The 12,440-nt window shown below is 60.2% G+C and carries 15 protein-coding genes; 11 read left to right on the top strand and 4 right to left on the bottom strand.

Going from position 1 to position 12,440, the window contains the following annotated elements:
• Nucleotides 1–26: 26 nt before the first annotated feature.
• Nucleotides 27–866 carry a UTP--glucose-1-phosphate uridylyltransferase GalU gene (galU, locus tag BLU71_RS07105; protein ID WP_024013124.1) on the bottom strand — a complete coding sequence of 280 codons (840 nt, stop codon included), beginning with the start codon at nt 864–866 and terminating at the stop codon, nt 27–29.
• A gap of 258 nt (nt 867–1,124) precedes the next feature.
• Between galU and BLU71_RS07100 the strand changes: the two genes are divergently transcribed.
• Nucleotides 1,125–1,310, top strand: a complete 186-nt coding sequence (locus BLU71_RS07100) for a hypothetical protein (RefSeq protein WP_016774922.1) — start codon at nt 1,125–1,127, stop codon at nt 1,308–1,310.
• A 140-nt stretch (nt 1,311–1,450) separates the two neighbouring features.
• Complete coding sequence (locus tag BLU71_RS07095; protein WP_042606852.1) at nt 1,451–1,738, top strand: hypothetical protein; 288 nt, start codon at nt 1,451–1,453, stop codon at nt 1,736–1,738.
• A gap of 3 nt (nt 1,739–1,741) precedes the next feature.
• On the opposite strand, the gene BLU71_RS07090 is transcribed toward BLU71_RS07095, so the two are convergent.
• Nucleotides 1,742–1,972 (bottom strand): hypothetical protein, encoded by a 231-nt coding sequence (locus tag BLU71_RS07090; RefSeq protein ID WP_042606851.1) that lies wholly within the window; start codon nt 1,970–1,972, stop codon nt 1,742–1,744.
• Nucleotides 1,973–2,044: 72 nt separating this feature from the next.
• Nucleotides 2,045–2,401 (bottom strand): hypothetical protein, encoded by a 357-nt coding sequence (locus tag BLU71_RS07085; RefSeq protein ID WP_042606850.1) that lies wholly within the window; start codon nt 2,399–2,401, stop codon nt 2,045–2,047.
• A 211-nt stretch (nt 2,402–2,612) separates the two neighbouring features.
• On the opposite strand from BLU71_RS07085, the gene BLU71_RS07080 reads away from it, so the two are divergent.
• The 4 genes from BLU71_RS07080 (at nt 2,613) to ada (ending at nt 4,936) form a co-directional block, all read left to right on the top strand.
• Complete coding sequence (locus BLU71_RS07080) at nt 2,613–2,915, top strand: DUF1883 domain-containing protein (protein ID WP_007912251.1); 303 nt, start codon at nt 2,613–2,615, stop codon at nt 2,913–2,915.
• A gap of 34 nt (nt 2,916–2,949) precedes the next feature.
• Nucleotides 2,950–3,114 (top strand): hypothetical protein, encoded by a 165-nt coding sequence (locus BLU71_RS27465; RefSeq protein ID WP_165839199.1) that lies wholly within the window; start codon nt 2,950–2,952, stop codon nt 3,112–3,114.
• 8 nt (nt 3,115–3,122) lie between these two features.
• Nucleotides 3,123–3,794 carry a DNA oxidative demethylase AlkB gene (gene alkB, locus BLU71_RS07075; RefSeq protein ID WP_065616250.1) on the top strand — a complete coding sequence of 224 codons (672 nt, stop codon included), beginning with the start codon at nt 3,123–3,125 and terminating at the stop codon, nt 3,792–3,794.
• An 80-nt stretch (nt 3,795–3,874) separates the two neighbouring features.
• Nucleotides 3,875–4,936 (top strand): bifunctional DNA-binding transcriptional regulator/O6-methylguanine-DNA methyltransferase Ada, encoded by a 1,062-nt coding sequence (ada, locus tag BLU71_RS07070; protein WP_083352664.1) that lies wholly within the window; start codon nt 3,875–3,877, stop codon nt 4,934–4,936.
• Here the strand turns inward: ada and BLU71_RS07065 are convergent.
• Nucleotides 4,926–5,909 carry an MDR family oxidoreductase gene (locus tag BLU71_RS07065; RefSeq protein WP_042606847.1) on the bottom strand — a complete coding sequence of 328 codons (984 nt, stop codon included), beginning with the start codon at nt 5,907–5,909 and terminating at the stop codon, nt 4,926–4,928. The genes ada and BLU71_RS07065 overlap by 11 nt on opposite strands.
• A gap of 187 nt (nt 5,910–6,096) precedes the next feature.
• On the opposite strand from BLU71_RS07065, the gene BLU71_RS07060 reads away from it, so the two are divergent.
• The 5 genes from BLU71_RS07060 (at nt 6,097) to modC (ending at nt 12,382) form a co-directional block, all read left to right on the top strand.
• Nucleotides 6,097–8,547 (top strand): autotransporter, encoded by a 2,451-nt coding sequence (locus BLU71_RS07060; protein ID WP_083354310.1) that lies wholly within the window; start codon nt 6,097–6,099, stop codon nt 8,545–8,547.
• 104 nt (nt 8,548–8,651) lie between these two features.
• Nucleotides 8,652–9,716 (top strand): NAD(P)H-dependent flavin oxidoreductase, encoded by a 1,065-nt coding sequence (locus BLU71_RS07055; RefSeq protein ID WP_083352663.1) that lies wholly within the window; start codon nt 8,652–8,654, stop codon nt 9,714–9,716.
• 134 nt (nt 9,717–9,850) lie between these two features.
• Nucleotides 9,851–10,618, top strand: coding sequence for a molybdate ABC transporter substrate-binding protein (gene modA, locus BLU71_RS07050; protein ID WP_083352662.1), 768 nt, complete (start codon nt 9,851–9,853; stop codon nt 10,616–10,618).
• Nucleotides 10,619–11,299, top strand: coding sequence for a molybdate ABC transporter permease subunit (gene modB / locus BLU71_RS07045; RefSeq protein ID WP_042606844.1), 681 nt, complete (start codon nt 10,619–10,621; stop codon nt 11,297–11,299).
• Nucleotides 11,300–11,302: 3 nt separating this feature from the next.
• Nucleotides 11,303–12,382, top strand: a complete 1,080-nt coding sequence (gene modC, locus BLU71_RS07040) for a molybdenum ABC transporter ATP-binding protein (RefSeq protein ID WP_042606843.1) — start codon at nt 11,303–11,305, stop codon at nt 12,380–12,382.
• Nucleotides 12,383–12,440 lie beyond the last annotated feature (58 nt).

Here is a 12,440-nt window from a genome sequence, read left to right as displayed (position 1 = left end):
TTATCTTGCAGACGGGGCAAAAGCTTTTAGTAGGCCTTGCCAGTCTTGTAGAAGTTTTCGAAGCAGAAGTTGGTCGCGTCGATGTAGCCTTCAGCGCCACCGCAGTCGAAACGCTTGCCCTTGAACTTGTAGGCCATGACGCAGCCGTTCTGGGCCTGTTTCATCAGGGCGTCGGTGATCTGGATTTCACCGCCCTTGCCTGGCTCGGTCTGTTCGATCAGGTCGAAGATGTCCGGGGTCAGGATGTAACGACCGATGATCGCCAGGTTCGACGGCGCGTCTTCCGGCTTCGGCTTCTCGACCATGCTGTGCACGCGATAGATGTCGTCGCGGATCATTTCGCCAGCAATCACACCGTACTTGTTGGTTTCTTGCGGATCGACTTCCTGGATGGCGACGATCGAGCAGCGGAATTGTTTGTACAGCTTGACCATCTGGGTCAGCACGCCGTCGCCGTCGATGTTGACGCACAGATCGTCCGCCAGTACCACGGCGAACGGTTCGTCACCGATCAGCGGGCGGCCAGTCAGGATCGCGTGGCCCAGACCCTTCATTTCGGTCTGACGGGTGTAGGAGAACGAGCACTCGTCCAGCAGCTTGCGGATGCCGACCAGGTATTTTTCCTTGTCGGTGCCCTTGATCTGGTTTTCCAGCTCGTAGCTGATGTCGAAGTGGTCTTCCAGAGCACGCTTGCCACGACCGGTAACGATGGAGATTTCAGTCAGGCCCGCGTCCAGTGCTTCTTCAACGCCGTACTGGATCAGTGGCTTGTTTACCACCGGCAGCATTTCTTTAGGCATGGCTTTGGTCGCTGGGAGGAAGCGAGTGCCGTAACCGGCTGCTGGAAACAAGCATTTCTTGATCATATAAGTCCTTGAAAAGGCTGTGTGTACGAGTTTCGAGGCAGTCTAATCAGGCGGCGTGCGCCTTACAATGCCCCGCGCTGGCTAACCGATGCCAACATAGAGAAATATTCGCGCGGATAGTTCCGTCGAGGTTTTTCAGCGGCGAATTCAGCGTAGCCCAGGATCGTGAGCATCGGGGTCACCATACGCTTATCAGCTCCCAATGCGAGCATTTGCCGCTATCATGACGCCTTTGAACCAGCGAATGAGACAGACTAGATGGCCGCGGTAAAAATCATCAACGGGTATGTGATCGACAAGAAAGACGGCAAGTGGACGCTGACCACCACCAATGGCGAACACATCGCCGGGCCTTTCGACAGTGAACAGATGGCGACGGATGTGGCCTCGGTATTCACCGATACGCCTGCATCATCCAAGCGTCGTGGCAAAGATCAGGACTGATCCCGTTGCCGCACGCCCCAGGCCCTGCCAGCACGCAGGGCTTTTTTGTGCCTTGTTGGCAAACAAGTGGCCAATCGCTATAACCTTTTCATCGCGGCGCTGTCAGAGCCTCCAGTCCCCCACTTGAAGACCACGCAACCATGAACCTGAACAAACTGCAGCCGCTCTTCGCGGCATTGGTACTGAGCGGCTGTGCCACCTCGCAGCCGACCTATCTGAACAATGGCGAACAGGGCCTGAGCATCGATTGCTCCGGCGAAGCCAACTCCTGGGCAATGTGCTACGAGAAAGCCGACGCTTCTTGCGCAGGCACCGGCTATCGCATCGTCGGCACCGACGGCACACCGGCGCCAAAGGAAGATGATAAAACCCTCGGCGTCGACGTCGGCAATTACAAGACCCGCAACGTCGTGGTCGTATGCAAATAGTCGCTACATGTGGATTTCGGCGAACTTGATCCCGAGGCCACGGACGACCTCGATCAACTCGTCGAGCCGACTGAAAGACTCGACTTCATCATTGTCGTCCACCAAGAAGTAGCTGCGCCCTGCACTCTTCTTGAAAAACACGATCCATTCACCGGGATTCGCCGGGTTCTGGATGATATGGGTGGCAGAGACAAGGCCCTCTGCATGGCGCTCGCGCACGTGCTCTCGCTTCATCGCAACTCCAAAAATGACAATGCCGTCACAGCAGGACTGTGACGGCATCGGATGCTGATGTTCAGTAGTCTATCAGCCGGAAATACAGGCGTTCGCGGCTTTCTGCACATCGTGGGGGCGAACCGGCACATTGGACATTCGCTCGTGCAGTTTGATGCTGCTGCCGCCAGCACGATCTTCGATATCAAACACCGCTGCCGGGCCTGAAGACAGTTTGCCCGGGACGATCACCCGAACCCCATCCTTCTGCGGCTGGACCTGCAGCGCACCACGGCTGTCAGCAAGCTTGTCGGTCAGGCACTGCGCGTACTCCTGAGGCTTTTTGCCGGAGATCACGCTCATGGTTGGCAGCGTTTCATTGATTTCGGAAACATTTGCACAACCGGCCATCGCCAGAATCAACGGCACACACGCCACACCCCACTTCATATAAATCCTCCGTTAAAGACCGTCCGACAGCATGAATGCCGCTTTTCTCCGGGGCCTTGCGCATTTAACCCGCATGCCATTGCGAATATCTGTTCAAAATTTGTCAAAGCATCGCCCGACGGCCAGATAATAACCCGTGCGGGCTGATAAACTGCGTCCATCGACAAGCTATCGTTTTGATTTAGTAGAAAAAGCCCTTCTGGAGGCGCCCATGAAATTCATTCACCAGCGCGAGCACCTCAACGAAGACGACATCGTCGTCATTCAATGCTCGCAGATGTGCAACATCCGTTTGATGAACGACGCCAACTTCCGCAGCTTCAAAAACGGCGGCCGTCATACCTATCACGGCGGCGCGTTCGACACCTTCCCGGCGCGCATCACCGCGCCGAGCACCGGCTTCTGGAACATCACCATCGACACCGTCAATCGCCGCGCAATCAGCGTGACGCGCAAGCCGACGCTGACCCATTCGATCAAGATCATCCGTCGCTCCAGCACCAAACTGAGCTGAGACGCGCAGCCTATTCTGAAAGGAAACCACCACCGTGGCGCAAACAACCAAATATGTGATCAAGTACAAACTGGACGGCGAGCAGCGTTTCGACTTCGCAGAACTCAAAAACGGCACTGACGAGGAAGCGAAAGCGGCGCTGAAAAAAATGCACGCTGATGAAGAGCTCAGTGACATCAAGGTCAGCAAAGCGCTGTAACCGACACCATGCAACCGACCACCTTTGACCTGTTCGCCGACAACGAACCCGTACAGCAACCCCGCGCCGAGCAGATTGGCGAGCAATCGTGGGTGCTGCGCGGGTTCGCCTCGCCTCGGGTCGAGCAACTGCTGACGGCGCTCGAGGCCATTCTTGCTGCCGCTCCGCTCCGCCACATGGTGACGCCGGGTGGGTTCAGCATGTCGGTCGGCACCAGCAGTTGCGGGCAACTGGGCTGGATCACCGATCGCAGCGGTTACCGCTATTCCAGCGTCGATCCACTCAGCGGCTTGCCCTGGCCGTCGATGCCGGCGGTGTTTGCCGATCTGGCGCACGAGGCGGCAGCGCAAGCCGGCTTCAAGGATTTCCATGCCGATTCCTGCCTGATCAACCAGTATGTCCCCGGCGCCAAGATGTCATTGCATCAGGACAAAGACGAAAAGGGCTTTGCTGCGCCCATCGTTTCATTGTCGCTGGGTCTGCCGGCGATGTTTTTGTTTGGCGGCTTCGAGCGCAGCGATAAAAGCCAGCGCATCCCGCTGCTGCATGGCGACATGGTGGTCTGGGGCGGCGCGGATCGCCTGCGCTATCACGGCGTGCTGCCGGTCAAACCCGGCCATCACCCACGCTTGGGCGAACGACGTATCAACATCACCTTCCGCGTCGCCGGGGATCAGTAAAAGTTTGACCGCAAGGCGCGGAGTGTTGCGAGCTACGATGCTGGTTAACCTGAGCCAAACAGGTCAACGGATTACTCGTCATGGAAACGCTTTCGAACACCATCAACATTGAAGACGATCCACGTTGGGCCGCCGTGGTTGCCCGCGACCCGAGTGCTGACGGGCAATTTGTCTACGCGGTAAAGACCACCGGCGTCTATTGCCGTCCGAGCAGCCTTGCGCGCTTGCCCAAACCGCAGAACGTCGAGTTTTTCGATACCCCTGAACTGGCCGAAGCTGCCGGGTATCGTCCAAGCAAACGCGCCAGCAAGGTCCAGAATGACGCGCAGCAAGCAGCGATCATTGCTGCGGCCTGTCGGCAGATCGAGGCGTCCGAGACGTTGCCGGCGCTCGACAACCTAGCGGCCAGCGCCGGGCTCAGCCCTTTTCATTTCCATCGAATATTCAGAGCTGCGACAGGCCTGACGCCCAAGGCTTACGCCACGGCGCAACGCTCGCGCAAGCTGCGTGCACGACTGGCGGACGGCGGTTCGGTGACCGATGCGCTGTATGACGCGGGCTTCAATTCCAACAGCCGTTTCTACGCAGCAGCCGATCAACTGCTGGGCATGAAGCCGACTGACTACCGCGGCGCCGGACAGAACAACGACATTCGCTTTGCCGTCGGCCAATGTTCGCTTGGGGCGATTCTGGTGGCGCAGAGTGAACGGGGGATTTGCGCGATTCTGCTGGGCGACGATCCACATAAGTTGGTCTGCGACCTGCAGGATCAATTTCGCAACGCCAACCTGATCGGTGCCGACCGTGATTTCGAACAGTTGATCGCCAGCGTCGTCGGCTTTGTCGAAGCACCGGCGACGGGCCTGACCTTGCCGCTGGATATACGCGGCACCGCGTTTCAGGAGCGCGTCTGGCAGGCGCTGCGCGAGATCCCCGCAGGCAGCACCGCCAGTTACGCCGAGATCGCGCAACGCATCGGCGCACCGACTTCGATGCGCGCGGTGGCTCAGGCGTGCGGCGCCAACCGCTTGGCGGTGGCGATTCCCTGCCACCGCGTGGTGCGCAGCGACGGCAATCTTTCCGGCTACCGCTGGGGCGTCGAGCGCAAGCGTCAGTTACTGGCGCGCGAACTCAACGATTGACGTCGACCACCACCCTGCCCCGCAGTTGCCCGGCAAGCAGTCTGGGCGCGGCCTCAAGTGCCTCGCGCAAACTGATTTCGTGACTGATCAGCTTTAGCAAGGAGAAATCCAGATCCCTGGCCAGTCGGTCCCAGGCCTCGATACGGCGCGCCTTGGGCTGAGTCACGCTGTTGATCCCGGCCAGCGTCACACCGCGCAGAATGAACGGCGCTACCGAGGCCGGAAAATCCATGCCCTGAGCCAGTCCGCACGCCGCGACCACACCTTCGGAGCGTGTGCTGGCGCAAGCATTCGCCAGCGTGTGACTACCGACCGAATCGACCACCGCCGCCCAGCGCTCCTTGGCCAACGGCTTGCCCGGCTCGGACAAGGTGGCCCGATCGATGATTTCAGCAGCGCCCAGTTGCTGCAGATATTCATGCTCGGACACCCGGCCCGTTGAGGCCACCACTCGGTATCCCAACGTGCTGAGCAAGGCAATGGCAAAGCTGCCGACCCCGCCATTGGCGCCAGTGACCAGCACTTCGCCTTGATCCGGTTTTACCCCATGACGCTCCAGCGCCAGAATGCACAGCATCGCCGTATAACCTGCCGTGCCAACGGCCATCGCTTGCGCCGGCGTAAAGGCCTTGGGCAGCGGAATAAGCCAGTCGCCATTGAGGCGGGCTTTCTGCGCCAGTCCGCCCCAGTGGTTTTCACCGACGCCCCAACCGTTGAGCAGCACCTGATCGCCGGCCTTGAAATCCGGGTGCGAACTGGACTCGACCGTTCCCGCCAGATCGATCCCCGGCACCATGGGAAACTTGCGCACCACCGGACTGCTGCCGGTGATCGCCAGCCCATCCTTGAAATTCAGCGTGCTGTACGCCACGTTCACGCTGACGTTGCCTTCGGGTAACTGTTGCTCATCGATTTGCTGCAGGTTGGCGCGATAACCGTTGTCGTCTTTGTCGATCAGAATGGCGTTGAACATGACGGCCTCTCGAAGATGATTTGAAAGAAAGCATGCCTTGAAATAGCACATCGCAACACATTGCCACACTCGACTTTGCGCTAACCGCTCAATCAGCCGGGTGAATCCATGGCGGGCGGCTATGCTTTTTCGACGGTTGTGTTTTTCCGGTTTCGCCTTGCAAACCGGCCTGTCGATGGAGCTGACGATGCTTTTCCTGCGCGCTTTACCCACGTTGCTGATGTTGTGTCTGCTGACGCTTGGCAATGCTTGGGCAGCCGCCCCTGCAGCAAAGCCGGATGCGGCGCCAAGCGAGCCGACCTGGCCGCAAGTGATCAGCAGCGGCAAGAGCAAGCTGACGGTGTATCAGCCGCAGCTCGACAACTGGGACGGCTACACACTCAATGCCCGCGCGGCCGTCGAAGCCACGGCCGCCGACGGCAAATCCACCTATGGCATCGTCGAGTTCAGCGCTCACACTCTCGTAGACAAGGCCACTCGCTGGGTCGCGCTCGATCAGTACCAGATCCTCAAAGCCGAGTTTCCCGCCGATGCCAAACAGGCCAATACATGGCTCTCAATCCTGAAAAAAGATGCCGAGAGCCGCAAGAAAACCATCTCCCTCGATCAACTGGAAGCGGCAGTCGGCGTGCTGAACGCCGAACGGAAAGCCGACGGCGCACCACTGGAAAACACTCCGCCGACCATCGTCAGCTCCGACAGCCCGGCAATCCTCGTGTACATCGACGGTGAGGCGGCTTATCGGCCAGTGGAAGGTACCGAGCTGCAACGGGTGATCAACACGCGCCCATTGCTGCTCAAGGATGCACAAGGCAAACACTACCTGCATGTATTCGACGGCTGGCTGGTTGCAGATAAATTGAACGGCGATTACACGCGCCTTGCTGCGCCGCCGGCCAATCTGGAAAAAGCCAGACAGGCGGCGATCAACAGTCGCCAGGTGGACCTGCTCACCGGGCAAAGCGATCCGAAGGACAAGGTCCCCAGCCTTGCCAAGCCGCCACAGCCGAAAATCTTCATCGCCACTACGCCAACGGAACTGCTGGTCACCGACGGCGCCGCGCAATGGCAACCGATTCAGGGCACCAGCCTGTTGTACGTGAGCAACACCACCGGGCACATCTTCAAGGAAATCGGGGATCAGAACAGTTACGTGCTGATTTCCGGGCGCTGGTTTCGCGCCAGCGACATGAACGGACCATGGACCTTTGTCCCGGCAGACAAACTGCCGGCCGACTTTGCCAATATTCCTGACGACAGCGCGAAAGAGAACGTCAAGGCTTCGGTCGCCGGTACGCCACAGGCTCAGGAGGCTGCGATTGCCGCCACCATCCCGCAGACCTCGGCGATCAGGAAAAGCGCGGTGAAGATGACCACACCGCAATTTGACGGCGAGCCGCAGCTCAAAGCGATCAGCAATACGCCACTGCAATACGTGATCAACAGCGCCACGCCGATCATTCGTGTCGACAACGACAGTTGGTGGGCCGTGGAGAATGGCATCTGGTTCAGCGCCACCTCGGTGGACGGCCCCTGGAGCGTGGCTACTTCAGTCCCAGCGGTGATTTATTCGATCCCGCCCGGTTCACCGATGCATTACCTCACCTACGTGAAGGTTTACGAGTCCAGTGGCGATACCGTGGTGGTCGGCTACACCCCAGGTTATCAAGGCTCGACGCTGGACCCGGCGACCGGCGTCGTGGTGTATGGCACCGGTTATCCGTACACGCCGTGGGTCGGCAGTGTCTGGTACGGGCCGCCGGTGACCTATGGTTTCGGCGTCGCGATCCGCTACACGCCGTGGACCGGCTGGACCTTCGGCTTCGGTTTCGGCTGGAGCTGGGGCGGCAGCACGAACGCGATGGGCTGGGGTTGGGGCGCGTATCCGTGGTGGGGAAATTACGGCTGGGGTTACGCATGGGGTCCGCGTCTGTACCCGGCGCCGCTGGCCTGGGGCGGCGCGGCCTACGGTTATCGCGGCGGTGCCGTGGCATGGGGCCCGGGTGGCTGGGCCGGGACCACCGGCAATCTTTATCATCAGTGGGGCGACCGCGCGACCGTCAGCCGTCACGGCGCTGGCTACAACGCCTGGACCGGCAATCGCTGGGCCGGTGAGGTCGGTGCCTCGTACAACTCGCGCACCGGTATTGCCGCCGCTGGCCAGCGTGGCGCGGTGCACAACGCCTATACCGGGAATTACGCCGGCGGACGCAGCGGCGTAGCGGCCGGACCGAACGGCGGCGCGATCGTTGGCGAACGGGTGACGGCCGGCAACGTCCGCACCGGAACTAAAGTCAGCGCCAATCGCGGCGCGGTCTACAACCCCAATACTGGCAACACCACGCAATACGGCGGCATTCACGGCCGCAACGGCGGCGCCGCCCGCGTCGGTGACAACGTTTATGCCGGGCGCGACGGCAACGTTTACAAGAAAACCGACAATGGGTGGCAGTCCGTGGCCGGCGGCGGTGCCAACCGAACCCAACCCGCGAACAACAATGCGCAGCTACAAAACCTCAATCGCGAATCCGCCGCGCGCAATCTCGGCAACCAGCGCACGCACAACTACAACCGGTCCTCGCAAATGATGAACCGCTCGTTTGGCGGCGGTGGAGGTGGCGGACTGCATCGACGCTGAAAAACTGCACGTGATGTTCAGAATTTCAGACTGGCCCCGCAGCCGGTTTTGCTGCTAAAACCGGTTGCCGTCCCTGCCCGTTTCATCGTTCGGAGAATTGCTATATGAGTCAGTGGCCAGACACCCGCATCCTTGATCTTCTCGGTATCGAACTGCCGATCATCCAGGGCCCGATGGCCGGCGCGACCAACTCTTCGATGGTGATTGCCGTGTGCAACGCTGGCGGCCTCGGTTCAATGCCGGCAGCGATGCTGAGCATCGAGCAACTGCGCGAAGAACTGAAAACCATCCGCCAGCACACCAGCAAGCCGTTCAACGTCAATTTCTTCTGCCATCAACCACCGACGCCCGATGACCAGCGAGCCCGTGACTGGAAAAACCTCCTCGAACCCTACTACCGCGAACTGGGCGCCGATTTCGAGGCCCCGACGCCGGTGTCCAACCGTGCACCTTTCGATGAAGCCGCGTGCGCTGTGCTCGAAGAATTCCGGCCCGAGGTGGTGAGTTTTCATTTCGGTCTGCCGGAGAAAAACCTGCTCGATCGGGTCAAGGCCACCGGGGCGAAAATCCTCTCGTCTGCCACCACGGTCGAAGAAGCAATCTGGCTGGAGCAGCACGGCTGCGACGCGATCATCGCCATGGGTTATGAGGCGGGTGGGCATCGGGGGATGTTCCTCAGCGAGGATCTGAGCACGCAGGTCGGCACTTTCGCGCTGGTGCCGCAGGTGGTCGACGCGGTGAAAGTGCCGGTGATAGCGGCTGGCGCAGTCAGCGATGCCCGGGGCGTTGCAGCAGCGTTCATGCTCGGCGCCTCGGCAGTGCAAGTCGGCACGGCGTACCTGTTTACCCCGGAAGCGAAAGTCAGCGCCTCGCATCACAAGGCTCTGCGGACTGCAAAAGACAGCGAGACCGCCATCACCAATATTTTCACCGGGCGTCCGGCACGGGGCATTGTCAATCGGGCGATGCGCGAACTCGGCCCGATGTCCGCGCAGGCGCCAGCCTTTCCGTTGGCCGGCGGTGCACTCATGCCACTGCGAGCCAAGGATGACGCGGACTTCGCCAATCTTTGGGCCGGTCAGGCGCTCACGCTGGGCAAGGACATCGGCAGCGCCGAACTCACCCGGCAACTCGCCGAAGGCGGATTGGCGAAACTCAATCGTCAATGAATTCATGCGGCGAGCGGATTTAATCCCTCGCCACTTGGCGGCGTCTCGCTATATATTTCTTTATATAGCGATAGCGCCCGTGTATCGGCGTTATCACAAACAGAGCACTAACCGCCGATCACGGAGCTTTCTACATGACCCTGGCTGCCACACGCGTTGCCCCTGCCTGCCTCGCTTCACTCCTAGCACTCTTCAGCATCGGCGCCGCGCAGGCTGACGAAGTGCAAGTGGCAGTTGCCGCCAATTTCACCGCGCCCATCCAGGCCATTGCTGCCGACTTCGAAAAAGACACTGGCCACAAACTGGTTGCTGCTTATGGCGCGACCGGGCAGTTCTACACCCAGATCAAGAACGGCGCGCCCTTCCAGGTGTTCCTCGCCGCTGACGACACGACCCCGGAAAAACTTGAACAGGAAGGCGAAACCGTCAAAGGTTCACGCTTCACCTACGCCATCGGCACGCTGGCGCTGTGGTCGGCGAAGGAAGGTTATGTGGACTCGAAAGGCGAGGTGCTGAAAACCAGCCAATACCAGCACCTGTCCATCGCCAATCCGAAAGCCGCGCCTTACGGCCTGGCCGCCACACAGGTGCTGGAGAAACTCCAACTGACCGACGCTACCAAAGCAAAAATCGTCGAAGGTCAGAACATCACTCAGGCTTATCAGTTCGTCTCCACCGGCAACGCCGAACTGGGCTTTGTCGCCCTGTCGCAAATCTACAAGGACGGCAAAGTCAGCAGCGGTTCGGCGTGGATAGTCCCGGCCACCCTGCATGATCCGATCAAACAGGATGCGGTGATCTTGAACAAAGGCAAGGACAGCGTCGCCGCCAAGGCCCTGGTGGATTATCTCAAGGGCCCGAAAGCCGCTGCGGTGATCAAGTCCTACGGATATCAACTGTAAATGTCATTGACCAGTGCCGATTTCGCCGCCATCTGGCTGACCCTGAAACTGGCGTCGCTGACCACCGTGATCCTGCTGGTAATTGGCACGCCGATCGCCTTATGGCTGTCGCGCACATCGTCATGGTTGCGCGGCCCGATTGGCGCCATCGTCGCCCTGCCGCTGGTGCTGCCGCCGACGGTGATCGGCTTTTATCTGTTGCTGGCGCTGGGGCCACACGGTTTTCTCGGGCAGTTCACCCAATGGCTGGGGCTGGGTACGCTGACGTTCAGTTTCACCGGGCTGGTAATCGGCTCGGTGATCTACTCCCTGCCGTTCGTGGTGCAGCCGTTGCAGAATGCCTTTTCGGCGATCGGCACTCGCCCGCTGGAAGTGGCCGCAACGTTGCGTGCCAATCCCTGGGACACGTTCTTCAGCGTGATCCTGCCGCTGGCGCGCCCCGGTTTTGTCACCGCAGCGATTCTCGGCTTCGCCCACACCGTCGGTGAATTCGGTGTGGTGCTGATGATCGGCGGCAACATTCCCGACAAGACCCGGGTGGTCTCGGTGCAGATCTACGACCACGTTGAAGCGCTGGAGTATGCTCAGGCGCACTGGCTGTCCGGGGCGATGCTGGTGTTCTCGTTTCTGGTGTTGCTGGCGCTGTATTCCAGCCGCAAGACCCGCGCAGGCTGGAGCTGATCGATGATTGACGTACGTCTGAAACGCGCTTATTCCGGGTTCGAGCTGGATGTCGATCTGCAGGTGCCGGGCCGCGGCGTCACCGCGCTGTTTGGTGATTCCGGCTCCGGCAAAACCACCTGCCTGCGCTGCATTGCCGGGCTGGAACGCGCAGAACAGGGCTTCGTGCAGATCAACGGCGAGGTCTGGCAGGACAGCGCCAAGGGCATTTTCGTAGCGCCGCATAAACGGGCGCTCGGCTACGTGTTTCAGGAAGCCAGCCTGTTTCCGCACCTGTCGGTACTGGCCAATCTGGAGTTTGGCCGCAAACGCATTGCCAGGTCGCAACGCCGGGTCGACATGAACCAGGCCACCGAACTGCTCGGCATCGGCCATTTGCTCGAGCGTCATCCGCAGCATCTGTCCGGTGGCGAGCGGCAACGCGTCGGCATCGCCCGCGCTCTGCTGACCAGCCCGAAACTGCTGCTGATGGACGAACCACTGGCGGCTCTCGACAGCCGGCGCAAAAGCGAAATCCTGCCGTACCTGCAACGCCTGCATGACGAACTGGATATTCCGCTGCTGTACGTCAGCCATGCGCAGGATGAAGTCGCGCGGCTGGCCGATCATCTGGTGTTGCTCAGCGATGGCAAAGCCCTCGCCAGCGGCCCGATCGGCGAAACCCTCGCGCGTCTGGACCTGCCCTTGGCGATGGGCGATGACGCCGGGGTCATCATCGAAGGCCAGGTCAGCGCCTACGATGCCACCTATCAATTGCTCAGCCTGCAATTGCCGGCCACGGAAATGAACATTCGCGTCACCCATGCGCCGATGGCCGTGGGCCAGGCCTTGCGCTGCAAAGTGCACGCCCGCGACATCAGTCTAGCGCTGCACAACGATGCCGCCAGCAGCATTCTTAATCGTCTGCCGGTGACGGTGGTCAGTGAACAGGCGGCTGACAACAGTGCCCATGTGCTGATCCGACTGGACGCTGGAGGCACGCCGTTGCTGGCGCGGATCACGCGGTTTTCCAAGGATCAATTGAACGTGCATGCGGGCCAGCGGCTATGGGCGCAGATCAAGGCGGTGGCGGTGCTCGCGTAAATCATTCGGCACGACGGCCAGCGCCTGCGGTCAATCCTGTTACAGACTGCCGTATGAC

The organism is Pseudomonas moraviensis, from assembly GCF_900105805.1.
GTDB lineage: Bacteria > Pseudomonadota > Gammaproteobacteria > Pseudomonadales > Pseudomonadaceae > Aquipseudomonas > Aquipseudomonas moraviensis_A.
The sequence above is the reverse complement of the archived record's forward strand: the minus strand, read 5'-3'. Positions and strand labels throughout refer to the sequence as shown.

What these genes read in the sequence shown, in the direction of transcription:
- BLU71_RS07095 (WP_042606852.1), top strand. Translation starts at nt 1,451, where the DNA reads ATGAACCTGAACAAACTGCAGCCGCTCTTCGCGGCATTGGTACTGAGC.
- modC (WP_042606843.1), top strand. Translation starts at nt 11,303, where the DNA reads ATGATTGACGTACGTCTGAAACGCGCTTATTCCGGGTTCGAGCTGGAT.
- alkB (WP_065616250.1), top strand. Translation starts at nt 3,123, where the DNA reads ATGCAACCGACCACCTTTGACCTGTTCGCCGACAACGAACCCGTACAG.
- BLU71_RS07080 (WP_007912251.1), top strand. Translation starts at nt 2,613, where the DNA reads ATGAAATTCATTCACCAGCGCGAGCACCTCAACGAAGACGACATCGTC.
- BLU71_RS07055 (WP_083352663.1), top strand. Translation starts at nt 8,652, where the DNA reads ATGAGTCAGTGGCCAGACACCCGCATCCTTGATCTTCTCGGTATCGAA.
- BLU71_RS07060 (WP_083354310.1), top strand. Translation starts at nt 6,097, where the DNA reads ATGCTTTTCCTGCGCGCTTTACCCACGTTGCTGATGTTGTGTCTGCTG.
- galU (WP_024013124.1), bottom strand. Translation starts at nt 866, where the DNA reads ATGATCAAGAAATGCTTGTTTCCAGCAGCCGGTTACGGCACTCGCTTC.
- ada (WP_083352664.1), top strand. Translation starts at nt 3,875, where the DNA reads ATGGAAACGCTTTCGAACACCATCAACATTGAAGACGATCCACGTTGG.
- modA (WP_083352662.1), top strand. Translation starts at nt 9,851, where the DNA reads ATGACCCTGGCTGCCACACGCGTTGCCCCTGCCTGCCTCGCTTCACTC.
- BLU71_RS07090 (WP_042606851.1), bottom strand. Translation starts at nt 1,972, where the DNA reads ATGAAGCGAGAGCACGTGCGCGAGCGCCATGCAGAGGGCCTTGTCTCT.
- BLU71_RS07065 (WP_042606847.1), bottom strand. Translation starts at nt 5,909, where the DNA reads ATGTTCAACGCCATTCTGATCGACAAAGACGACAACGGTTATCGCGCC.
- BLU71_RS07100 (WP_016774922.1), top strand. Translation starts at nt 1,125, where the DNA reads ATGGCCGCGGTAAAAATCATCAACGGGTATGTGATCGACAAGAAAGAC.
- modB (WP_042606844.1), top strand. Translation starts at nt 10,619, where the DNA reads ATGTCATTGACCAGTGCCGATTTCGCCGCCATCTGGCTGACCCTGAAA.
- BLU71_RS07085 (WP_042606850.1), bottom strand. Translation starts at nt 2,401, where the DNA reads ATGAAGTGGGGTGTGGCGTGTGTGCCGTTGATTCTGGCGATGGCCGGT.